The organism is Bradyrhizobium diversitatis (genome assembly GCF_016031635.1).
GTDB lineage: Bacteria > Pseudomonadota > Alphaproteobacteria > Rhizobiales > Xanthobacteraceae > Bradyrhizobium > Bradyrhizobium diversitatis.
This window is the reverse complement of the sequence record NZ_JACEGD010000022.1, coordinates 41659-64359: the sequence shown is the minus strand read 5'-3', so window position 1 is coordinate 64359 and position 22701 is coordinate 41659. Positions and strand designations below refer to the sequence as shown.

At 59.6% G+C, this 22701-nt stretch carries 17 protein-coding genes; 4 read left to right on the top strand and 13 right to left on the bottom strand.

Annotated features, from left to right (window positions below; translation table 11 throughout):
- Positions 1-71 precede the first annotated feature (71 nt).
- On the top strand, positions 72-1007 hold the full coding sequence (cysD, locus tag H1B27_RS24280; protein WP_197967817.1) for a sulfate adenylyltransferase subunit CysD: 936 nt from the start codon (positions 72-74) through the stop codon (positions 1005-1007).
- Positions 1008-2912, top strand: coding sequence for a sulfate adenylyltransferase subunit CysN (gene cysN / locus H1B27_RS24275; protein ID WP_197967776.1), 1905 nt, complete (start codon positions 1008-1010; stop codon positions 2910-2912).
- Positions 2913-4557: 1645 nt separating this feature from the next.
- Here the strand turns inward: cysN and H1B27_RS41070 are convergent.
- On the bottom strand, positions 4558-4764 hold the full coding sequence (locus H1B27_RS41070) for a LysE family transporter (RefSeq protein WP_311976981.1): 207 nt from the start codon (positions 4762-4764) through the stop codon (positions 4558-4560).
- A gap of 184 nt (positions 4765-4948) precedes the next feature.
- Positions 4949-5575, bottom strand: a complete 627-nt coding sequence (locus tag H1B27_RS24265) for an FMN-binding negative transcriptional regulator (protein ID WP_197967775.1) — start codon at positions 5573-5575, stop codon at positions 4949-4951.
- A 42-nt stretch (positions 5576-5617) separates the two neighbouring features.
- Between H1B27_RS24265 and pdxR the strand changes: the two genes are divergently transcribed.
- Complete coding sequence (pdxR, locus tag H1B27_RS24260; RefSeq protein ID WP_197967816.1) at positions 5618-7144, top strand: MocR-like pyridoxine biosynthesis transcription factor PdxR; 1527 nt, start codon at positions 5618-5620, stop codon at positions 7142-7144.
- Positions 7145-7688: 544 nt separating this feature from the next.
- Here the strand turns inward: pdxR and H1B27_RS24255 are convergent.
- The 10 genes from H1B27_RS24255 to bioB form a co-directional block, all read right to left on the bottom strand.
- Positions 7689-8492 (bottom strand): polysaccharide deacetylase family protein, encoded by an 804-nt coding sequence (locus tag H1B27_RS24255; RefSeq protein WP_197967774.1) that lies wholly within the window; start codon positions 8490-8492, stop codon positions 7689-7691.
- Between the two features lie 1734 nt (positions 8493-10226).
- Positions 10227-12146: a methyl-accepting chemotaxis protein gene (locus H1B27_RS24250; RefSeq protein ID WP_246515666.1), complete on the bottom strand. Its 1920-nt coding sequence runs from the start codon at positions 12144-12146 to the stop codon at positions 10227-10229.
- A 382-nt stretch (positions 12147-12528) separates the two neighbouring features.
- Entirely contained in the window at positions 12529-12813 is a 285-nt protein-coding gene (locus tag H1B27_RS24245) for a hypothetical protein (protein WP_197967772.1), read from the bottom strand.
- 223 nt (positions 12814-13036) lie between these two features.
- Positions 13037-13888, bottom strand: coding sequence for a pantoate--beta-alanine ligase (panC, locus tag H1B27_RS24240; RefSeq protein WP_197967815.1), 852 nt, complete (start codon positions 13886-13888; stop codon positions 13037-13039).
- A gap of 19 nt (positions 13889-13907) precedes the next feature.
- On the bottom strand, positions 13908-14771 hold the full coding sequence (panB, locus tag H1B27_RS24235; RefSeq protein WP_197967771.1) for a 3-methyl-2-oxobutanoate hydroxymethyltransferase: 864 nt from the start codon (positions 14769-14771) through the stop codon (positions 13908-13910).
- 398 nt (positions 14772-15169) lie between these two features.
- The gene (locus H1B27_RS24230) at positions 15170-16435 is read right to left on the bottom strand and encodes an adenosylmethionine--8-amino-7-oxononanoate transaminase (protein WP_197967770.1); all 1266 of its coding nucleotides are present in this window, start codon (positions 16433-16435) and stop codon (positions 15170-15172) included.
- Positions 16432-17064 (bottom strand): dethiobiotin synthase, encoded by a 633-nt coding sequence (gene bioD / locus H1B27_RS24225; RefSeq protein WP_197967769.1) that lies wholly within the window; start codon positions 17062-17064, stop codon positions 16432-16434. The genes H1B27_RS24230 and bioD overlap by 4 nt, the downstream gene beginning before the upstream one ends.
- Entirely contained in the window at positions 17061-18215 is a 1155-nt protein-coding gene (locus H1B27_RS24220) for an 8-amino-7-oxononanoate synthase (protein ID WP_197967768.1), read from the bottom strand. Before H1B27_RS24220 ends, bioD begins: the two co-directional genes overlap by 4 nt.
- Before the next feature lie 84 nt (positions 18216-18299).
- Complete coding sequence (gene panD, locus H1B27_RS24215) at positions 18300-18653, bottom strand: aspartate 1-decarboxylase (RefSeq protein WP_197967767.1); 354 nt, start codon at positions 18651-18653, stop codon at positions 18300-18302.
- Between the two features lie 3 nt (positions 18654-18656).
- Positions 18657-19694, bottom strand: coding sequence for a biotin synthase BioB (gene bioB / locus H1B27_RS24210; RefSeq protein WP_197967766.1), 1038 nt, complete (start codon positions 19692-19694; stop codon positions 18657-18659).
- Positions 19695-19815: 121 nt separating this feature from the next.
- Between bioB and H1B27_RS24205 the strand changes: the two genes are divergently transcribed.
- The gene (locus H1B27_RS24205) at positions 19816-20451 is read left to right on the top strand and encodes a GntR family transcriptional regulator (RefSeq protein ID WP_197967765.1); all 636 of its coding nucleotides are present in this window, start codon (positions 19816-19818) and stop codon (positions 20449-20451) included.
- 204 nt (positions 20452-20655) lie between these two features.
- Here the strand turns inward: H1B27_RS24205 and H1B27_RS24200 are convergent, their stop codons facing one another.
- A complete protein-coding gene (locus H1B27_RS24200) occupies positions 20656-21087 on the bottom strand; it encodes a nuclear transport factor 2 family protein (RefSeq protein ID WP_197967764.1) in 432 nt (143 codons plus the stop codon).
- Between the last annotated feature and the right edge of the window lie 1614 nt (positions 21088-22701).

Below are 22701 nucleotides of genomic sequence, written 5' to 3'. Positions count from 1 at the left end.
GGCCCATGAGCTACGGCAAGCTAGATCATCGAAACGGCGACCTGCCGCGCAGCGAACCGCAGATGTTCACAATGCACGCACAAAATATCGCTAAACCACAGTCTCGCACGCTGCCGCGGCACCTGCGGCGGCTGGAGGCCGAGTCCATCGAGATCATGCGCGAAGTGGTTGCCGACTTTCGAAAGCCCGTAATGCTCTATTCGATCGGCAAGGATTCGAGCGTCATGCTGCACCTGGCGCAGAAGGCCTTCTATCCGGCGAAGGTCCCGTTTTCGCTGTTGCATGTCGACACAACCTGGAAGTTTCGCGAGATGATCAGCTTTCGCGACGAGACGGCCCAGCGTCTTGGCATCAACCTGATCGTTCATGTGAACCGGGACGGGATCGAGCGCGGCATCAACCCGATCGATTCCGGATCGACGCTGCACACCCAGGTGATGAAGACAGACGCGCTCAAGCAGGCGCTCGACCTCTACGGCTTTGACGCAGCGTTCGGGGGCGCCCGGCGCGATGAGGAAAAAAGCCGGGCGAAGGAGCGCATCTTCTCCTTCCGTTCGCACGGACATGTCTGGGACCCGCGCAACCAGAGGCCGGAGCTGTGGAATCTCTTCAACACCCGCAGCTGGAAAGGCGAGACGATGCGCGTGTTTGCCATTTCGAATTGGACGGAGCTCGATGTCTGGGAATACATCATGCTGGAAAACATTCCGGTCGTTCCGCTTTATTTCGCGAAAAAGCGGTGGGTGGTCCATCGCAATGGCGCGCTGATCATGGTGGATGACGAGCGCCTACCCTTGGTTTCGAACGAGACGCCCGAGCTTAAGATGGTGCGTTTCCGCACGCTTGGTTGCTATCCGCTGAGCGGCGCCATCGAGTCCGACGCCGCCACTATCAAAGACGTCGTCGCGGAAATGCAGGTTGCGACACTCTCCGAGCGTCAGGGACGGCTGATCGATAGCGATGAAGTGGCGTCGATGGAGAAAACGAAGCGGGAAGGCTACTTCTGAATGGATACTGATGCGCTGCGAGAGCTCACCTTCACCGACAGCAAGGATCAGCTGCGCTTCATCACCTGTGGCTCGATGGACGATGGAAAGTCGACGCTAATCGGCCGGTTTCTGCACGACAGCAAGGCAATCTATGAGGATCAGCTGCAGGCGCTTGCGCGCGACACCGTCAAGCACGGCACACCCGGAGACGCTATCGACTTTGCCCTGCTGGTCGATGGACTCGAGGCCGAACGCGACCAGGGCATCACCATCGATGTCGCCTATCGCTTCTTCAGCACGCCGCGCCGATCGTTCATGGCGGCCGACACGCCCGGTCACGAACAATATACGCGGAACATGGCGACCGGCGCTTCCAATGCCCAACTCGCGGTCATCCTGATCGATGCGCGCAAAGGCGTCCTGGTGCAGACCAAACGCCATTCCTACATTTGCTCTCTCTTGGGCATCCGGCACGTGGTCGTGGCCCTGAACAAGATGGATCTGGTCGAGTACCGCAAGGAAGTGTTTGATCGCATCGTGGGCGACTATGTCAAGTTCGCTTCGAATCTTGGCTTCACGTCGATCGCGGCTATCCCGATCTCCGCACGACACGGCGACAACATCATCAACCGGTCCCGCAATACCGACTGGTTTCACGGCCCTTGCCTGTTGGACTATCTCGAAAGCATCGACATCCAGTCCGAGACGGCTGGCTTACCGTTCCGTTTCCCGGTCCAATGGGTGAACCGGCCGAATATGGATTTTCGCGGCTACGCTGGAACGGTGGTCTCCGGCAGCATTGCGGTTGGCGACGAAATCGTCGTTCCGGCGTCGGGACGCAATTCGCGCGTCAAGCAGATCGTGACGTACGATGGCGACCTTGTGCGCGCCGAAGCCGGCGATGCGGTGACAATTACACTGGCTGACGAGATCGGCATCGGCCGCGGCGATGTCATCGCCAAGCCGACGGAACGACCGGAGGTCGCTGATCAGTTTGCCGCCCACGTGATCTGGATGGACCAGGAGGACATGGTCCCGGGCCGATCGTACGGCTTCCGGATCGGCACGCAATCAAGCGCGTCCGGCAGCATCACCGCGATGAAATACAGGATCGACGTCAACACAGGCGCTCACGTGGCAGCCCGCACTTTGCGCCTCAATGAAATCGGCTTCTGCAAGATTGCAACCCTATTGCCAGCAACCTTCGATGCCTATGAAGCGAACCGACGTACCGGCTCCTTCATCGTGATCGACGGCGAGACAAACCGGACCGTCGGCGCAGGCATGATTGCCTTCCCCTTGCGGCGTGCCGTCAACATGGCCTGGCGGCCGCTCTCACTCGGCAAGAAGGAGCGCGCCGCTCTCAAGCACCAAAGAGCCTGCATCATCTGGTTTACCGGGCTTTCCGGCGCGGGCAAATCGACCATCGCCAATCTCGTCGACCAGAAGCTATTTGCGATGTCGTATCACACCATGCTCTTGGACGGCGACAATCTCAGGCACGGTCTCAATCGGGATCTCGGCTTGACCGAATCCGATCGGGCTGAAAACATCCGCGGTGCAGGCCAGGTTGCCAAATTAATGGTCGATAGCGGCTTGCTCGTGATCTGCTCGTTCATCTCGCCCTACAAGGCTGAGCGAGACATGGTGCGCGATCTCGTCAGCGACGGCGAATTCATCGAGGTCTTTGTGGACACGCCGATCGGCGAATGCGTGCGGCGCGATCCGAAGGGGCGCTACGCCAAGGCGAAATCAGGCATGGTCAAGACTTTCACCGGCGTCGATGCGCCGTACGAGGCGCCGAGCGCGCCAGAGATCCATTTGACAACACTGAACCAGCAGCCGGAACGGTTGGCCGATACGGTGCTAAACTGCCTGGCCGCACGAGGGATCATCGTGCCGACCAACCGGACGGAGAATTAGCCGGCTCGGCTGACAGAGCTGTTTGCGCACGGGCTGACATTGCTCACCTCCAACCTGATCCGGCTGATCGGCCCAAACACCACGCCGTCACATGATGCCAAGCTCCTGCACCATCCGCCGACGTCGAGCTTTAAGGGCTTTACATCGCTAGTGAGCCTGGATCGGTCTAGACTGGCCTGACATTCTCCTTCATGAAAGGCGCGGCCAGACGCGGCGCGCTCGGTTTGGCTTCTCTGGTTCATGTCCTGCCTTCCTGCGTCAGTCGGGGCACCGATCAACAGCTGACTACGGTCGCTCTTGTAAAAGACGCCTTGGTGTTGTGGTAGAGCTCGTCTCCGGCACTAGCTTTACCCTCACAGGCTCGTGTCTTCGGTTCAGACGACCTTGTCGATCAAACGCGCTGCCTGCCAGCCCGGCTCGCCGCATCGCGCCGCGTGGGATAGGTACGCCCTGGCCTTTGCTGCTGAAGTGCGACAGGGTTCTGAGCAGTTCTTGGAAAACGACCCTGCTGCCGAATTAAGCGTCCGCCTGATGCTCCTACCCAAACGAGCTGCTTGCATGCGACGATACTCCGCCGGTTCGGATAGTTTACGCAGAAAAATGTCGCCGCAGAGAGATTCCTTGATCACCTCTACCACGTGCTCTTGAACGGAGCTGCAGGCCGCACGATCTACCGAGACTCGGTCGGTCGTTACACAACTCCTGTCGCCTTCGTTCTGGACAAAGCGAACCCAACAAAGAAATCGCATTCCAAGGCTTCAGTGTCACCTCCGCTAAACATGTTTCTTGTATGTGTCGGTGAGACGGCAACCAAGCCGACTGCACCAATCACTAGACGACACGGTATTATCGAACGGTGGGCTTCGACGGATCTTCTCAGGAACACTGGCTGAGAGCCGAAGCCAACGCGCACAGATTTGATCCGTTGGATGAGCCCCATGACAGCTGCGAGTTCAGACGCTCACTTGCGTGCCGTGTTGCGGCGCGTCCTGGACGATGCTGTCCAAATGGCACCGGAACCTGCGCGGACGTCTTCCTTAAAAGCATGCCTTGCCGAGAAGATTTTAAATCTCGCCGCGGGCGGCGAAACAAATCCAAAAACTCTAACGCGGCTCGCGGTTCGGCTGATTCAGGACTCATGTCCGAGCTGTTCGGGATGTGAAGGTTGGCGACCGGCCCTTACGGCGACGGAGCGAACCGATCACCCACATGCTGCACATCCACTCTCGTCAAACTAGCGCGATCTGAGGCGAACGACGTATGGACGCCGTGGTCTTCATAGATGGTGTCGTCTTTCCTAAGCGGTCAGCCGAAAGATTGCGCTGCAACGTCGGAAGACAGGCCGCAGCTGACAGAATGGACCCCAGGGTGATCAACCAGCCGCCGCGCAACAAGAAGTGAAGCTCGACGTGAAGATCCCAGCGTCCACATAGCTGCACCAGATACCGGTCGCATTTTGGCGAGGGCAGATGGTCGCTTGGCCAGGCCCGCTCGTGCTTTGGCCGCCTAATGGGTCACGACCACATCGGCAGCAGTATTGAGCGCAACTGAAACGATCCCAAGGATGACAAACTGCCGGGCGACATCGGCGGTTGTTCGATAAATTGCGGGGTGAAGGCGAGAAAGAATGCAGCCGACTTCGGATTCAGCGCTTCGACAATAATGTCTTGCCGAAATGCCCTCTGACACCGGCTATCTCCACTCCGATCGGGTCGACGATCTCGGCTTCGTTCCATGTCTTGAAGCCAAGCCAGATCAGACAGACAGCTCCGGCGAGCTTGGGCAGAGTGAAGGCTTCCGCACTCGCCATAACGAGTGCAGAGATCCCGACCGCCCCGGCAATGACATGCACCAGACTCCAACACCGGTACCAAAGCTCGATGCCAGACCATGCGCACGGCCACCTGTAAACGTTCGTGCCGCAACGTAAAACATCCGGGTTCTGGTGTGATCGCCACCAGGCGCGCAGCTCCCAAGAACAGCAGGAACGCCTGAAATTCGACGATCATTCACCCCCCTCCCGGCAGCCTCCAGCGTCATCCTCTCGGTATCAGAGCGGCCACAATATGGTCTTCAGGGCGATCGCTCCTCGACAATCCATCGATGACGCCGGCGCGATCCGCTGCGTTGCGGTTCTGGCTCACCTTCCGTTTGGCGTCGCACCTTGTGATCGGCATGCGCAGGCCGACGATCGCCTTGAGCTGCGCTTGGATGAAATCAGCCGGAGCGTCCGCGACTGCCCAGCGGTCCTTTTGCGACTGCTCGTGCAGGTCCGTCAGTCGCCTCACTATGTCGAGTAACCGGTCCGCGTCGTCGAAAAACTCGACCGGGCCGTAAGCATGTACCGCAACGTAGTTCCACGTTGGCACGACCTTGTGCGTCTCCTGCTTCGTCGCGTACCAGGACGGAGTGACATAGGCTTCAGGCCCCGCAAAGATGGCCATCGCCTCACAGGAAGGCTGCAGCTTCCACTGAGGATTAGACCTTGCCACGTGCGCGTAAAGCGTGCCATTCGCACCCTCCGTCTCGTCGAGAAGCATCGGGACCGGCGTTCCGATCAGCCCCTCTTCGGTTGCAGTGACAAGGGTTGCCGAGCGGGCCTCACGCATGGTCCGGTGAATCTCGGCGACGTCCTCGACGCGAAAGGCTGGCGGCATATACATTACTAGAACTCCTCCGCATCCGAACACCTCGATCGGATCTTGATGCTTGATCATCTAGGCCGCACACAGGCCACTTTGAAGGACCAGTTTGGAGCGATATTGGTGGGCCAGTCAGAGACAGGAAAGCGGTGCCATAAGCCAAATGGGGCGCGGCAAATTTATGAAGCATTGAAGGCCCAGATCGAGGATGGCGTCTACAGACCGCGCGACCAGCTTCCTTCGACCCGCGCCCTCGCAGCCGAGTTTGGAGCCTCACGAACCACGATTACGGCAGCCTACGAGCAGCTTCTGGCGGAAGGCTTCATCGAGACGCGGCAGGGACGTCGGGCCTTTGTTGCGCCTGCGCTTCGATCGGGGCGCCTGTCGCGGGCGGCCGGCAACCAGGCGACAAGAACGGCGCGTCTATCGGCGTTCGGGCGACGGCTCCTCGACTTGTCCGGACCGCCGATCGCGACCGAGGCCCAGCAGGTCGACTTTCGCTACGGCGATATTGCAGCTGCCGATTTCCCGAGCCTGACTTGGCGGCGCGCTCTAACGAAAGTCTTGACGGCGTCTGGTCCGCGCAGCCTGCGCTATCAGGACCCGCAGGCATCAATGGAGCTGCGAACGGCGCTGCAGGCTTATCTGTGGCGTGCGCGCAGTCTGCGCTGCGGCGTCGAGCAGATCATCATCGTCAACGGATCACAGCAGGGTCTGGATCTATGCTCGCGAATATTGCTCGATCCCGGCGATCGCTTCGTGATCGAGACGCCATGCTATTGGGCCGCCCGCCATGTTTTTGAGAGTTCCGGAGCCATGCCTCAGTTCGTCCCGGTCGATGAAGACGGCTTGCAGACACAAGCCCTCAAGGATGTCAAAAAGGCTCGGCTTTGCTACGTGACGCCTTCACATCAATTTCCGTTAGGTCACGTTCTCTCAGCATCGCGTCGTGCTCAACTGCTGCAGTGGGCCGACAAGGCGGGAGCCTATGTCATCGAGGACGACTATGACGGCGAGTACCGATACGATATTGGTCCGATTCAGCCCTTGCATGTCTTCGATGAGGCGGCTCACGTCATCTATCTCGGAACACTCTCAAAGACGCTCTCGCCCTTGCTTCGTCTGGGGTATGTCGTGGTTCCGCCAGAGCTCATCCACGCATTCCGCACGGCCAAGCGCTTGACCGATCGGCACTCGCCGGCGCTAGAGCAAGCGGCGCTGGCCAATTTCCTACACTCGGGCGCCTACGAGCGGCACGTGAGAAAGCTGCGGCGAAAAAACGCGCAGCGCCGCTCAGCCTTGCTCGAGGCACTTGCTGAACATTTTGGTGAGGCTATCGAACTGCAGGGCGCGGAGGCCGGGCTCCATGTGGTGGCCTGGTTCAAGAAACTCGATGCGGCGCAGGAAGTCGCAATCGCACAAAACGCCCGGCACAACGGCGTCGGAATTTATCCTGTTTCCGGACTATACGAGAATGGGCGAGGAAGCGCGAAACGGCGAGCTGGGTTTGTTTTCGGCTATGCTGCACTCGAAGCACGAGAGATCCGGCACGGTGTTGCCCGCCTCGCCAGTGCACTGAGGGAACGATAGCTTTTCCGCATCAGGACCCATGCCGCTCCAAACGTCCCTGTCACGCGAGGAAAAACTCGGCGCAGAGCGCGGACTATGGTCGCGGATTTTGACATATTGCATTCTCATCTGCCGCCGCGCGTGTTCCGCCTCGGAACATGTATTTTGGCACAAGTTGTGCTAGTTTAGCGGCTACCGGGATTTTGCATCATCCTCCCGGGGCTGGAGCGACGCCGCTCGCACTCATTTCAAGCGAGCGGCGTTGTTGCTTCCTGCGGGGCTCAACCGCCCGAAGCACTCCGGAGGAAAGCTCGGCCCCCTCTTTCTGGTCGTTGCATCAGAGCGTCGGAAGATACTCAGCTAGGCAGATGGCTCGGTCCCAATTTGAATTGCGAGTGTCCCAATTTGAGAACGGCGTCTGGCCTGTGCGACTGGCGATTATCGCGGGGCGATGGCGATCTCGATGGCGCCTGATGCGAAGAAATCATCGTTTTGCATGGGGACGCAAGCCCCACTCTGATGAATCCGAGGGTCCGGAGCGGAACTCAGAGCCGCTCGCGCACCATCAATGAGCTCCGTCGGCGTGCGTCTGAACCGGGGCCGCAGCCGGTACCAAGTGTACGATCCGATAGTTTTGGTCGTGCAGGTAGCGCAGGAACGCGGGCATCATAGCTGCCGTCCGCGCCTGCGGATCGTGCAGCAGAATGATTCCCTTTTTGGTGATCTCGAGTTGCTCGGTTACCTTCTTCAATTCCTGCTCCGGGGTGATGTTTTCCCAATCGGCCGCCCAGAGATCGGCGCCAATGACGAGGATGCCACGTGACTGCAGGAGGTCGAGCGTCGCAGGCGTCGAGTCGAAATACGGGAAGCGAAAGAACGGCGTAGAGGGCGTTTTGGTCGACGTGCCGTTGAGCGCCATCTCATCGGCCGCAATTCCGCGATCGATGTCTTCCTTCGCCTGTTCGAAGCTGATCTGAGAGATCACCGGGTGCGACCAGCTGTGGTGCGCGACGGTGTGGCCCTCGGCGGCGATACGCCGGACGAGTTCGGGGAATTCGGCAGAGGACCTGCCTACGAGGAAGAACGTGGCCCGCACGCACTCCTGCGCGAGCGCGGCCAGCACCTTCTGCGTGTTCGGGGGCCTCGGCCCGTCATCGAAAGTGAGAACGACCTCATGGTCGTCTAACGGCAAGGTCTGCGGAAAGCTTTTCAAGCCGACGCGGGGATAGGTTTTTGCATCGACAGCGAGCACGCGCGAAGTTCCAAGCGCATCCTTGCCAGAGCAATCGGTCGCGTTTGCCACCGCAATCCCGGTAAGCAGCGCCGTCGCAGCCCCAGTGAGTCGTGAAGCCGCTTTGTGCCGGCGCATCGTCGGCACTACCGCGCGGCCCAAGTGCTTAGCGACTTTATGCGCTCACTTTGGCATACGGGCATAGCCAGTCACTGCTTACGGTTGTAAGGGCTTTGGTTTGTGGGGCTAAGGGAGATGCCTTCCGATGAAGCCTTCCCGTAGATTGCGGTCTCGGTCCGACCGAGCTTGAGCCCGATAACGCGCGTCGGTGTGTTCCCTTTTGCCAGCTCTTTGAGCTGCCGGACGTCCTTGGCCGTCCAAAGCTTGCCGGTGTTACGCGTTGACTTGGCCATCGCTGCGACTTTCAATACCGCGCCGAGCGATGGCCAAATGTGCCAGTGCTCGGATTGTAGTTGCCGCTGGTGCTGTAATTGTCGCGCTGAGTGCTATTCGGATTTGTCGCCGTGTACGGCTGCACATAAGTCCCATTGCTGCGGGTGTAGCCTGAGACACCGTGGTTGTTTGGATTAGACCCCGTACCGACGTATTGCGCCTGCGCCGCACTAAGGGACGAAGTCAACAAACACGCTGCAAACACCGACCTGATCATTTTCCCTCCGCCGTATGCATCCAACGAACTTGTTGTCCCGTTCTGACGTTAGTCATTCGCAGCTGACCGGCCGCGTTCACCGGCAGATTCGCATCGAAAGGCGCCCGATCATGAAGCGCATGCGCAAGGCACAAAACCACACCAGCGCACTGGCTTTAGATCAAGGCCAAGGCCAGCAGGCTCGAGCAGAGCAGTGCAACGCCGGCCGCGGTCAGTGCCAGGAGGCCACCCGAGACGAAGTCGTGGTTGGGCATACATCGCTTTCAGTTGCGGCGAAGAACATGAGCCCCGTGCTGCCTTCGCGGTTTGACCGACGAACGCATAAATGATTATTCGAATCGCGCGCACTATTCCTGCTGTTGTCAGGAAGACATGCTTTTTTCCAGCGCGCTGAGGTGACCGCGCGCCGCTTTGCAACGAAGAGGACGTTGAGGATCCAGAAGGACGAGCCTAAGCCGGTCTGTCTCTGCGGCCCAACATGCTCGTCTGATTTAAAGGTCATGGTGTGTGCACGCCGATTCTCAACGCTCCGGCGTGCGAGGTGTTTCATAAATCCGATACTGCTACCGGAGTAAGCTTTTCGCCATGCGTTCACTCATCATTCTCCTTGTGACCTTTGCAATTGCGCTGGCGGTCCATGGCCGGCACCAGGATGGTTTAGTGCCGGGACCGACCGCGCCCATGCCACTCGTCAACGTGCCCTAGCCTGCAAAATGGCGCGGGCGCAGATTGCGCTGCCGGCATGCTTGAGATCTGAGGCTGCTGTCTGTCCGGGCACGAGTGCCGTTGGGCCCAGCGACGTGTTGTACGATTGAGTATAGATCGGTCAAGTGACGATGACAGAGCGGGACTTATCGCGATTGGAGAAGCAAGCTGCGGATGCTCTTCGTCGCGCACGGCGACTGCCCGTTGGTGCGAGCCGAAACGATCTCCGTCAGCTCGCGAGGGCTCTTCTTTGGCTGCATCGAAACGGTATGGAAGCTCTGGAGCAAGAGCGATCAAGCATGGAACATGGATCACGATGAGAGGAGCTACCGATCATCTCCTGTGCAGGCGGATACTCGAAGGACAGGAGATGCGACGGCTTGGGTCGCGCACGTGAAGACGCTTTCGCCCGCACCATTGCCTTAAAGCAGCTGGAGCACTCTTCGAAAACGCATCGATGTTCCGGCTCCGGCGGCTCGTGCCGTAGAAATGCCAGATTAAGCCGCTTGGACCCTCCCGAGGAAGCTGCCGAGCTCGCGCCTCAGCCGAGCGCTTTCCCCAGACAGCAGTTCGGCAGACATCAGCACCTGCATCGAGGCCCCTCCTGTATCCATTGCGCCGTTGGTCACTTCAATAGCGCTCGCCGCCACCTGGCTGGTCCTGGCTGCCGCTTCCTGCAAATTGGATGCGATATTCTTGCTCCTTGCCCCCTGCTCCGCGATGGAGTTGACCACGGTCACGGCGATCTCCGAAATGCGGCCGATAATGACGCCGATATCGGCAATTGCGCCGACCGAGTCAGTCGTTGCCGTCTGAATGCCGTGAATGTGCTCGCTGATTTCGGCAGTCGCATGCGCCGTTTGCGTTGCGAGAGACTTCACTTCATCTGCGACAACCGCGAAACCTCTGCCGAGATCGCCGGCGCGCGCAGCTTCAATTGCGGCGTTCAGCGCGAGCAAATTGGTCTGCCGCGCAATCGCGGCGATCAGCTGGACCACGCTGCCGATCCGGTCCGCCGCAGCCGCCAAACCGACCATGCGCTGATCGCTGAGTTCGGCCCTGCGAACCGCTTCGCGCGCGATATCGGCGGCCTCTTCGACCTGCCGGCCGATGTTGGCAATCGTTGCCGCCATTTCGCCCGTCGCTGTCGCGACAAGCTGAACATTGGCAGACGCTTGCTCCGATGAGCTGGCGACTTCGACTGAGAGTTCCCGGCCGTGATCAGCGGTGCAGGTAAGGCTGCGGGCGGAGGCTTCAAGATCTGAGGAGGCAGAGGAGACCGTATCGATGACCTTGCCCACAGCGGTTTCGAATTCGTCGGCGAGCCGAGCGATATCGGCTTTGCGCTGCTCGGCGGCGGTACGATCCTGTTCAGCCTTGACATCGATTTCGGCTTGCGCCTTCTCGCGCGCTTTCAGCTTGAACAGTTCGACCGCTGCGGCCATCTCGCCAAGTTCATCCTTACGGCCAAGGCCTGGCAGCACGACGTCGAACCGACCCTCGCCGAGCTGGCGCATGGCCGCCGTCATCGAAGCGATGGTCTTTGCGACGCGCCGGCCGAACAGCAACGCGAGCAGGCCAACGAGCAACGTTGCAAACCCGATCAGCCAAATCAGCTTCCGCTGAATTTGTTCAGCTTGCATTTCCGCAGCCCGCGAGCGCATGTCAGCGGCGGCCATGATCTTTGCGAGCGCCGGGCTGATGCGGTCGTAGATTTGCCCGAGATCGTTGGCCTGATCGCTCAGCGCCTGCTGCGTCACCATGAAGGACACAAAGCTCGACTTGTATGCGCGGATCAGCTCGAGCAGTTGGGATCTCGTCTCCGGAGGTAGGCTCGCCTGAGCAAGTGCGGTTTCGAATTCCGCCTCCCTGTCAGCCAGTTGATCCCCATCTTTGTCTTCGCCACGAAGGATGAAGTCTTTCTCGTGCCGGCGCATCATCAGCATCAGGATCGTGAGGCGTGGCTGGTTCAGGTCGGCCAGACGTTGCTCGATGGCGTGCACGGCCTTGCGCAGCTTGCCCTGAAATCCATCATCTTCGTTGAAGCCGAGATTGCGTTGCGCTGAGACCACGTTTCGAAAGCGAGTCGCATAGAGGTTGATCACGGACCGCAACGCGGTCGCTTCCTTCCGTGGGTCGTGGTCGGGCAGAGCCGACACAAATGCTTCAACCCGGCTCAGGTCTTCGAGCTGCTCCTCATGGCTCTTCGCATGCTTCGTGATTGCCATTTCGCTGGGCTTGCGCAGGAAGTCGTTCGCGATTTGTCGTGACTCCAGGAAGCTTTGTGACAACGAAGCGACATGACCTTTGAATTTGTTACTGTCATTCGCCTTGCTCTGGACCAAGCTCGCGTAGTTCAGGGCGGCAGCGCAGAGAGCACCTGTGACAAGAACTCCCGAAATCCCGAGCAGTGCCATTTGGCCGCGCAACCCGATGCGGAAGCCCCGGCAACTCCTCAACTGCCCGATAATTCTGGTCGCTACTCCGGTCATTTTTACCCCGTAATGAATTTTATGCGCGCGGTGCAGTGCTGGTTGCCGCTGGTCCGGCGTGCGTGATCGGTATCGAGCAGAACGGGAGCTGGCCTGCTTGCTCGTCGATGACTGGCTTGCTAATTTAGATTGATTTCAGAATGCTGAATTCGCGTTTGTAGGCGCACATTTGTCTTCCAGCAGCACGGGCCTACGCAGTCGCTCGCTTTGGAAATCTGCGCAAGGACCCGCTTGTGTCGGAGAACATAGAGGAGTTGGGATTCGCCAAGCGCGACAGCTCACCAGCTCTTCAGAGACTTGTTGTTGTTTACGCCGGCCTCCACATGGTCGGCGCTTCGGAAGGCGCTTCGCGGGCGATCTGTTTGAGGTCGCCGGGCGTCGTCTTACCGCTGGGATCGGTTCGGGCGGCCCCGTGTTCATGCCGAACTGGCTGGTCCGCCGCGATGGACCAGTGCTCGGATCGCATGACTTCACTCCCGAGCCGCATCACATTGCACTGCAGCCAGATCATTTGCAGCTTCTCGCGCTTGCTGCACCGAAACAATGTCTCAGCATACGCGCCCATGCGGAGTCGGTAGAAATGGCTAGCCATGTCCTGCTCCTATGCCGCGCCGACGAAGTCAGACGGGTTTGACCACGTCATTGTTGCCGCCCCGCGCAACGGTCGGCTCGTGAAACGGGGCTGCGCCTAACCCTGCATCGTAACGACATCTCGATGTTGATTAATGCAACTTATCCCAACACGACGCTTAAATTCCGCGTTCGCGCACGTGTTGCCGACGGATTTCGCCGCACTCAATCCGCTCGTGCTGGTGCTAGGAAGTTCGTAACGCCAGTATCACATTGTCGATCAGCCGGGTCGAGCCTACGTAGGCCGCGGTACACAGTGCGGCCGGGTGGCTTAGCGGACTTTCGGCGGCCTTGAGCGTGTCATGGTCGACAAGTTCAAGGTATTGCAGCCGATCGACCTCGTTCAAATGCCCTTTGGCGATTGCAAGCAGCTTTTCGACGTCGCGTTCTCCTGAGCGGAACTTGTCCGCTGCGGCGAACAGTCCACGGCTGATGGCGCCAGCCCGCCGACGTTCTTCCCCGCTGAGATAGCGGTTGCGACTGCTCATCGCGAGCCCATCCGCTTCCCGGACCGTCGGCACGGTAACGATCTCGATCGGTAGATCGAGATCAAGTGCCATGTGACGCACGACCGCGCATTGCTGAAAATCCTTCTGTCCAAAAAACGCGACATTCGGCTGCACCATGTTGAACAGTTTGCAGACTACGGTTGCGACACCGCGAAAGTGTCCGGGCCTGAACGCTCCGCAGAGCGGCTTTGCCAGGTCGCCCGGCTCGACGAAGGTCTCAAAGCGTGCCGGATAGACTTCCCTCGCATCCGGCGCAAAGACGATGGCAACATCGGCGCCGTGGCACAGTTTCTCATCGCGCGTCAAGTCGCGCGGATAGGTGCTGAGATCCTCGTTTGGTCCGAACTGAGTGGGGTTCACGAAGATGCTGAGGACGGTGAGGTCAGATTGCGCCCGGCTGGCTTCGACCAGCGCCAGGTGACCTTCGTGCAAATAGCCCATAGTCGGCACGAATCCAACGCGTTGACCGGCCCGGCGGGCGTTTGCAAGAGCGCGACGAAGTTCAGCGACTGTCGTGATTGTCTGCATTTCTTGGCTGTACATCAGGCTAGGTGGGGGTCCAGGTTGCGATCGTCTCGGCAAGGCCCTCTGGAAGCCGATAGGACTCCTTCGGTCCCGGGAATACGCCGCTGCGGACATCTGCGGCCCAGCGCGACAGCGCCTCCTGCAGCAGCTGAAAACCCTCTGCATAGGCGCGAACGAATTTCGGCCGATGACCTTCAGTCAATCCCAGGACATCATGGAATACGAGCACCTGGCCCGAGCAATTGGGACCCGCGCCAATTCCAATGGTCGGTATTGTCAGGAATTCGGTCGCGCGCGCGGCGAGCTCCGCCGGGACCCCCTCCAGGACCAGAGCGAAGCATCCGGCCTCCTGCAGACGGTGGGCGTCGTCGAGCAGGCGCAGAGCATCGTCGGCTTTCCGGCCCTGTACCTTGAATCCACCCATGACATTGACACTCTGCGGAGTGAGACCGAGATGACCCATTACAGGAATTTCGCAATCGACGAGAGCACGGACCATTTCGATGCGCTTCGCGCCCCCTTCGAGCTTAACCGCTGCCGCGCCACGCTGCAGAAAGCCTCCGGCGTTGCGTATCGTCTCCTCAATGCCGAGGTGAAAGCTGAGAAATGGCATATCGGCTACGAGCAGGGCACGCGCTCTTGTGCGCGCAACAGCATCCAAGTGATGGTTCATCATGGCCATACTGACCGGCAGCGTGTTATCAAATCCGAGGCAGACATTGCCAACACTGTCGCCGATCAGGATAACATCGACGATGGGATCGGCGATGCGCGCGGTGACCGCGTCGTAAGCGGTGGTCATTACAATACGACGCCTCTCCTCCTTGCATTGCTGCAGAACTGGTATCGTGACACGTTCAACAGGCTGCTCTGAAATGTGGCTCATCTTAGATCCCGACCGCTCCGCTGCCCGCATCCCGGACTCGGGGCTACCTACGGAAGCTGAGAGAAGACTGTCAATGGTGCAGGCGAAACGAAAAACCACATTTCCAAAGCCGGCGGCGGACAGATAGAAACATCTAATGATTGCGCAATCATCAAAAACGGAAACTTTGTAGCCACCATTTCGTTACGCGGACCGACTTTGCAACGCGCCGGGCACCGCCACGTCGGCACGCTACCGCTCTCCGCACATCTGGCGAGCTTGCGCCGGGGTACAGCGTCGGACATCTCTGCGACAGCGGCTCGGCCTCCTTGCCAAAGCCTCCGGCAGGTTCGGGTTCGGCCAGCACATTCACCTTACGGCCGCAGCTGGGTTCCGTTAGACGCGCTCGAGCCGCACCTTCAAGCCAGCGCATCGGCAGCATCCCTGATACCAGCGTAGATTTGATCAAGATCTGCCGCCGTGACGCAATAAGGCGGCATCACGTAGATCGTGTTGCCGAGTGGGCGGAGCAAGAGATTTCGGCCCTCCAAGAAGGCCTGAAGCTTCGGACCAATGTTTGCCAGATAGCCCGGATCGCTCGTTTCCAGATCGAGCGCTGTGATGGTGCCGGTCCGACGGACGTTTGCAAAGCGCGGATCGGCGCGGAATGGGTCGATTGCATGCTCTTGCATCGCGGCAACCGACGCGACGCGCTGGCGAGATTCTTGATTTTGCCACAGATCCAGACTCGCTTTTGCGGCGGCGCAGGCCACTGGATTCGCCGTATATGAACTGGAATGAAAGAACGTACGCGTACGATCTTTCGAGTAATGCGCGTCGAATATATCCGCACGGCAGAGCGTCACTGCCAGTGGGAGCGCCCCTCCGGTGAGGCCTTTCGAATAGCAGGCGATATCCGGGATGACATTGGCCTGCTCGCAGGCGAATAGTGTTCCGGTACGGCCCCAGCCTGTCATGACCTCGTCGGCAATAAACAGGACGTCCGAGGCCTCGCAGATGCGCTTCATTTCGCCTAGCACCCAGGCTGGGTACATCAACATTCCGCCGACCCCCAAAATCAGAGGCTCCACAATAAAGGCGGCCGGAATTTCGTTTCGGCATGCAGCCTCGAGCGCATCGAGCGTCGCCTGCTCTCGACCTCTCGCAGGGAACGGGATTGCTGTAACGTCGAATAGTAGCGGCCCGTATGCCGCGTTGAACACGCCTCTAGCACCCACAGACATCGCCCCAACCGTGTCGCCGTGATAGGAGTGTTGCATCACCACGATGCGTATTCGCTGCTTGCCGATATTGTGCCAATAGCCGAGTGCCATTTTTAGGGCTACTTCCACGCTCGCCGAGCCACTGTCGGAGAAGAAGACGTGGTCGAGACCACGGGGTGCGAGTTTCATAAGTTGCGCCGCAACCTCCTCGGCCGGATCGTGGGTGTAGCCAGCGAAGATGATCTGGTTGAGCTTGCTTGCCTGTTCCTGAATCGCGCTCACAATATGCGGATGGCAATGACCGTGGGTCACGACCCACCAGGATGAGATTGCATCGATGATTCGACGGCCATCCCCGGTATGAAGATAAGCGCCGTCACCACGCACAACTCTTGTCATTTCATCTCGAAGCGCGTGTTGGGTGAAGGGATGCCAGATCGACGACTTCTTGGTTGGCATCATGGCTTGAACTCGTCAGCACGAAATGAGCTTTTGAACGCGGCCTGCAGCGTGTCTGGTGTGAGAGGCGAAAGCCAGGGTAATCGCCCCAACCAACGCACCCGCCCCATCTCGCGAATTGCACTCTGAGTTTCGGCATTTCTTTCGCCAATGAATGCTATCCCAAGAATATGGATCTGGCGCTTTCGCAGAGCCTCTATCGAGAGCAGCGAGTGGTTGATCGTCCCTAGTCGCGTGCTGGCGCAAAGCAGGACGGGGAGGCGCCAGCGCTCGAAGATGTCAATATAAAGTGTGTTGCCGTTCAGTGGCACCATTAGCCCGCCGGCCCCCTCGATCACGAGCGGTCGTTCGCCGGTGTTTGGCACGTGGAGCGAATCCGCCTCGATGCGAACTCCGTCGATTTCGGCGGAATAGTGCGGAGAAGCCGGTGTCCGCAGGCGGTAAACCTCCGGCACGATGCGATCGGCTGAGATACTGCCCAGGCGCGTAACGACCTCAGCATCGGTCTCTCCTTCGAGGCCGGCCTGAATTGGCTTCCAGTAGTTCGCGCCGAGGAGATTCGCGAGGCCCGCGCAAACAACCGTTTTTCCGATCCCGGTATCTGTGCCGGTTACTACGATCTGCAGACTCATCGAGACCAACCTCTTATTTCCTCGAACAGCGCATCGAGCATTGCAAGCACGTCATCCTCCACGACGTTGAGTGTTAGTGAGATTCGCAAACGGGCCGTGCCGGTGGGCACGGTTGGCGGCCGGATTCCGCGGATATCGAAGCCGCGAGCCTGCAGTGCAGCGGCCAGGCGCATTGCCCGCGCATTGTCTCCCACGACAAATGGCACGATCTGCGAGCCCGACGGACTTCTGCCACTGCGGATACCGATCTGCCGATGTGTGAACGCAACAAGCTCGGCGAGACGCTGCTGGCGCTCGGGCTCCTGCTGCAGGATTGCGAGCGCTTCCCGCACAGCGACAGCCATCAAAGGTGACGGCGCGGTTGCGAAGATAAAAGGACGGCAGCGATTGACCAGGAAATCGCGCAGCACGCCGGCTGCCGTGACGAGCGCGCCTGCAGCGCCCAGCGCCTTGCCGCAGGTATGCACAACCAAGAGGTTTTCGCGGCCTTTATAGCGAGCGGTAAGCCCACGACCCTGCTCGCCGTAGACGCCGGTGGCATGGGCCTCATCGACCATCAAGAACGCATCGTACTGGTTCGCGATCGCGATCAGCTCCTCAAGCGGCGCGAAGTCACCATCCATGCTGTAGAGACTTTCGACCACGATCCAGGCCCGGCCGATTCCCCCTTTTGCGCGCCAGTGGCGAATTGTGTCTTCGACTGATTGGGGGTCGTTGTGGGCGCTCATCCGAAAATCGGCTCGGCCGACCCGCGCGCCTTCATGAATGCTCGCGTGCACCAGAGAATCGAGCACGAGCAAGTCGCCCCGCTGCGGCAGCGTTGTCAGGACCGCAAAATTTGCGACATACCCGCCGCTAAAGAAAAGCGCCGTCTCGGATCCAAAGAACTGAGCCGCTTCTGCTTCGAGACATTCGTGCTCCTCGCAATTGCCGCGCAGAAGCCGCGAGCCACCCGCTCCGATCGGTGTGTCAGCCTCGAGCGCCGCCAAAACAGCCTTTTTCATGCGCGGTGCGGACGCAAGCGCGAGATAGTCGTTCGATACGAAATCGACGCCTGCGCGCGGCTTGAGGCTGCGCAGACGGTCGTCTTTTTTCAGCGCATGCAAGGCCGCGGCATAGTCGGCGACTTTGGCCGCATGGATTGAGTTCATTTTTCGCGCTCGGGATCGTCAACAGTCGCGCAACACTTCCATTGGCCGCTAGGGACAATGGCTCCAAGACCGCTCTTTTGGTTTTCAACCTGACCGGATGCGGTTTTCTGGGTCGACCAGCACGACGCTTGGCCTGAACGATTTTGCTTCCGCCTCATCGAAAAAGGCATACGCAACAATGATGATCTTATCTCCAGGCATCGCAAGGCGCGCGGCCGCACCATTCAGCCCTATTATGCCGGACCCCTGGGGCGCCGCGATCACATAGGTGGCAAAGCGCGCTCCGGTGTCGATGTTGTAGATTTCGACGCGTTCGTTGATCAAGAACCCCGCAGCATCCAACAACGCCTTGTCAATCGAAATCGATCCTTCATAGTGCAGATCGGCTTCAGTCACCGAGGCCCGGTGGATTTTGCCCTTCATCATCGTAATCTGCATTGGTCACCTTCGATGGAGTTGGCGCGCAGCATGCGCGCCGCTGTGTTCAGTGCGTCCGGTCGTGATGCCGAGCCGGGCCAGCAAACTCGTGTCGCGGTCGGCTTTCCTATTTTTGGTGGTCAACAGTACATCGCCGATGAAGATCGAATTTGCGCCCGCCAGGAAGCACAGCGCCTGCAGTTCATCGCTCATGTATTGACGTCCAGCGGACAACCGCACCACGCTCTTCGGCATCATGATACGGGTCGCCGCGACCAGACGCGCCAGCGCGATGGGATCGGCGCGCTCTGCGGTGTCATTCACCGGCACGCCCTTGACCTCGTTCCACAGGTTGATCGGAACGCTTTCCGGATGACTGGGGAGGTTGGCAAGCAGGACGAGCATGGCAAGGCGATCCTCGACGAGCTCCCCCAGGCCGATAATGCCGCCGCAGCAGACCTTGATGCCCGCCTCGCGCACATGTGCAAGTGTGTCGATCCGGTCCTGTAAGGTGCGGGTGGTGATGATCTTGCCGTAGAACTGTGCCGAGGTGTCGACGTTGTGATTGTAGAAGTCGAGACCGGCCTCTGAGAGCCGCGCCGCCTGCTTCGGCGTCAGCATACCGAGCGTGACGCAGGTCTCCATGCCGAGACCCTTGACCGCACTGACCATGTCGCAGACTTGATCAAGATCGCGGTCTTTTGGACTGCGCCAGGCCGCAGCCATGCAGAAGCGGGTCGCTCCAGCATCCTTGGCGCGCTGCGCGGTCGCGACCACATCCGCGGGATTCATCAGGCGGGTGGCTTTCAGCCCGGTATCGTAATGCGCGCTCTGCGAGCAGTAGCCGCAGTCCTCCGGACAGCCGCCGGTCTTGATGCTGAGCAGGCTTGCGGTTTCGACGTGGTTCGGATCGAAGTTGGCCCGATGAACGCTCTGCGCCTGAAACATCAACTCGGCAAACGGCAGGCGATAGAGAGCTTCAGCCTCGGCGCGCTTCCAGTTTCTACGAAGCTGCGCGCTGTTGCCTCCGTCGCTTCGCTTCAGGTCCACAGCAGCCACCATAGAGCCTGCCCCCATTTGCGATCAGTCATAGATAATGCGAGCGATTATCTATGATAACGAGCCTCGACCAATGCTAGAGGATGTTCTAAGTGAACGCATTCGTTATTCTGGTAGATAATCTATGGTCATGGACGAGAACACGACGGTTGCCGGCCGCATCGCCGACTCGATCGGTGAGCGCATTATCACCGGCGCGCTGCAGCCAGACGCTCCGCTCCGGCAGGATCATGTCGCGCGGCAATTCAATTCCAGTCACGTTCCGGTCCGGGAGGCCTTTCGGCAGCTGGAAGCCCAACACCTTGTCGTCGCTCGGCCCCGTCACGGCGTGCGGGTTGCTCCTCTCGACACCAAGTCGGTGAAGGAGATCGCCGAAATGCGCGCCGCGCTCGAGGTAGTCGCATTGCGCAATGCGGCTCCAAAGCTGACGTCGGCCCATTTGGCACGGATCGAGCTCGCCCTCATTGAAGGAGATAATGCCGAGACAATTGAGGATTTTGAAATGGCCAACCGCGCCTTTCACCAAGCGCTGGTTTCGCCCTGCGCGATGCCGCGCCTGCTCGCCAACCTCGATGGACTACAGCTTGCAAATTCGCGGTTGGTGTTCGCAATGGCCCGAAGTGCCGGCTGGCAACCGCGGTCAAATCAGGATCACCGGCTAATTCTGCAAGCACTGCGATCCCGCAACGTCGATCAAGCCTGCAACCTGCTCGCGCGCCACATTCAAACCATTGAGCGCCTTGCCCTTCCCGCCTCCTGACCGAAGGACGCTTCAGGAGCTGCGCTGACGGCGATCGCCATCGCCAACGGCGATGCAAGACGCGGTCGCGTTGGGCGTAAGCGATCGTTTGCAGCGTGCGCACGGGTGACAATGTCTTGTCGACATGGCGCCGGAACCCGCGTGTACATCGCGCACGCGCCATCGGCGATCCCGAGAGGGAGAGATCCGCCGGCGCCTCTCGCCTCATGTCATCTTCGGGAGATGAATTTGCCGGCCGAGTGCCTGCTCGATGAGATCAAAGGTATCGACGAGTACACGCATGCTGACGAGCCGGCTGCCTTTGAACCGAGCGAACTGCGCCGCGCGTAGCGAGATGGACTTGTCGGATTGCCGCACCGTCAGAGAACAGCGCAGCATAGAGGCTGCGGAATCGATGCCGAGCATTGTGGTCTCGCGATCGAAACGGCGGACCTGGACATTGTCAGAGATCTCCCGGATGACGTCGAGCACGGCGTGCTTGCCATGCCGAGCCCCGAGAAATGGAAACATGTCGATCGGACCATAGAGGGTCCAGTCGACCTCCTCGTCCAAGAGGGCTTCGATGTCGTCAAGATGCCGGTCATTGATCGCGCGATGCAAGGTTCGCGAGAAGCGCCAGAAGCTATGCTCCGCCATTTTGGTTGTTCCTGAAACCAGCTTGCAATAACGGAGCTGCTTCTTGGTATCTGTATCGACGCATCAAGCTCGGCGGACCTCATTGCGGTGGGCTGGGGCCACCTCCGTAACCCCGCCACGGGGGCGGACCAAACGTCCATGTTCCCTCGCGCACAGTGTTGGACAGCTCTACGGCCATGAGCTCCCCCATCCGCAAGGCTGCAAGTGACATCGAATACAAGCAGGATGCTGCGGCAAACGACGTCATGAGCTGGAGCGGCGAGGCCGGAAGGTTCGAGGAATCTGCCTCGGCACATGACGTTTTGAGCCAAGGCATGAACAGGCTCCTGGCTTCATCGCGAAGGTAGCAATCGTAATCACAGTAGGGCGTCTGCGTCGACACGTCCCGCAGGTATCCGGTGCCGAGAACTTCCGCGCACGCGGAGCAGGCCGGCCTGTTAAGCGGGGCCCTGTGATTGACCAATACGAACTTCATGAGGGATATCCACGCCTTCGGAGCAATCGGTGCGCAGTTCGCGAGATTGTCGCGCGCTAATCGACGTCAATGATTTCGGTGCCGCAGTAAACGTGCGGCACTCCGGGCCGGAGTAGAGGCGCGTCCTCCGGGGTTCCGGGGCTGTGTGAGCCGCTGGTGACCGCTCAGGCGGCGGGTAATCGCCGTAACCAATTGCTGTCCGCTTCGCAACGGGACTTGAAGTGCTCAACGCACCTCTTTGAGCAGAGGGCGGTTCGCGAAGAGTAGTAACGAATAAGGCCAAACTTTCCGGCGCAAATGGCGCACCGCTTGACGGTGTTGCGCTGAAGTTTTTGATGTTCTTTGGACATGTCCGTCTCCAATTCCTGCATCTCCCATTCGCGTTGGAGGGCGCAGGCTCGCGACGGGTGGCGGGGCGCGACGTAGCTCAATCCCGCGTCGCGCTTCGGCATCCATTTCCGCCTGCACTCGTTGCCTTGACCTTGACCTGCGCCCCTTCCGATCGGGGCACCGTCGATAAGCGCAAAGTTTATCTCTTTATTTTAGAAGAACTTCGTCAATCTCCTCCTCGCCAGCGCATACATCATGCGACGCTTCCCTACTTGGCGCAGAAGTTCATCGTAAAAATCGGCTCTTGGGCCGGGCATAGCGGCCGTATCGCAGAGGGACGATCGGCTGACATCCCGCCAGCCCAGCCCGATCGCAGATCGGTCGCCCAAAGCTGTTTCTGCAACTGCTAGAGTGGCTGCGCGCGACCGGGCCTATCGAGGACGACATCGCGAGCGAGCTGCCCACGCCGGGCCGCCCGATCGCGATTCGTCTCTACAAAACTGGAGCGCTCACGTGCCGCGACCATCAACCGCCCCAAAAACGCCGATGTGGGTTGCACCTCATCAGCGGCTATTGCCCCCCGGGAGAGCCGGGTTGTGTTGGTGACTACCGCTAAGCGCATGGCCGAACGACGAATTCACGCGGCACCTATGGTCTGCGGAGATCCCAACAAGGAGAGCTGCAAGACCGATGGCGTGTGGCTGGGTTTGAGGGCGGTTTCATCCTGACACGGAGGCACCATGACCTGAGTGCCGGAGGCTCACGCCGTGCGATCGGAAGCGTGCGCGCTGGCCGCTGGGCCTGGACTG

Bases quoted from the DNA above. Each gene is read 5' to 3' on its own strand.
- panD (WP_197967767.1), bottom strand. From the start codon at position 18,653: ATGCAGATTACGATGATGAAGGGCAAAATCCACCGGGCCTCGGTGACT.
- bioD (WP_197967769.1), bottom strand. From the start codon at position 17,064: ATGAGTCTGCAGATCGTAGTAACCGGCACAGATACCGGGATCGGAAAA.
- panB (WP_197967771.1), bottom strand. From the start codon at position 14,771: ATGAGCCACATTTCAGAGCAGCCTGTTGAACGTGTCACGATACCAGTT.
- pdxR (WP_197967816.1), top strand. From the start codon at position 5,618: ATGCTTGATCATCTAGGCCGCACACAGGCCACTTTGAAGGACCAGTTT.
- H1B27_RS24205 (WP_197967765.1), top strand. From the start codon at position 19,816: ATGGTCATGGACGAGAACACGACGGTTGCCGGCCGCATCGCCGACTCG.
- H1B27_RS24230 (WP_197967770.1), bottom strand. From the start codon at position 16,435: ATGATGCCAACCAAGAAGTCGTCGATCTGGCATCCCTTCACCCAACAC.
- cysN (WP_197967776.1), top strand. From the start codon at position 1,008: ATGGATACTGATGCGCTGCGAGAGCTCACCTTCACCGACAGCAAGGAT.
- H1B27_RS24220 (WP_197967768.1), bottom strand. From the start codon at position 18,215: ATGAACTCAATCCATGCGGCCAAAGTCGCCGACTATGCCGCGGCCTTG.
- H1B27_RS24265 (WP_197967775.1), bottom strand. From the start codon at position 5,575: ATGTATATGCCGCCAGCCTTTCGCGTCGAGGACGTCGCCGAGATTCAC.
- H1B27_RS24250 (WP_246515666.1), bottom strand. From the start codon at position 12,146: ATGGCACTGCTCGGGATTTCGGGAGTTCTTGTCACAGGTGCTCTCTGC.
- H1B27_RS24245 (WP_197967772.1), bottom strand. From the start codon at position 12,813: ATGGCTAGCCATTTCTACCGACTCCGCATGGGCGCGTATGCTGAGACA.
- panC (WP_197967815.1), bottom strand. From the start codon at position 13,888: ATGCAGACAATCACGACAGTCGCTGAACTTCGTCGCGCTCTTGCAAAC.
- H1B27_RS24200 (WP_197967764.1), bottom strand. From the start codon at position 21,087: ATGGCGGAGCATAGCTTCTGGCGCTTCTCGCGAACCTTGCATCGCGCG.
- cysD (WP_197967817.1), top strand. From the start codon at position 72: ATGCACGCACAAAATATCGCTAAACCACAGTCTCGCACGCTGCCGCGG.
- bioB (WP_197967766.1), bottom strand. From the start codon at position 19,694: ATGGTGGCTGCTGTGGACCTGAAGCGAAGCGACGGAGGCAACAGCGCG.
- H1B27_RS24255 (WP_197967774.1), bottom strand. From the start codon at position 8,492: ATGCGCCGGCACAAAGCGGCTTCACGACTCACTGGGGCTGCGACGGCG.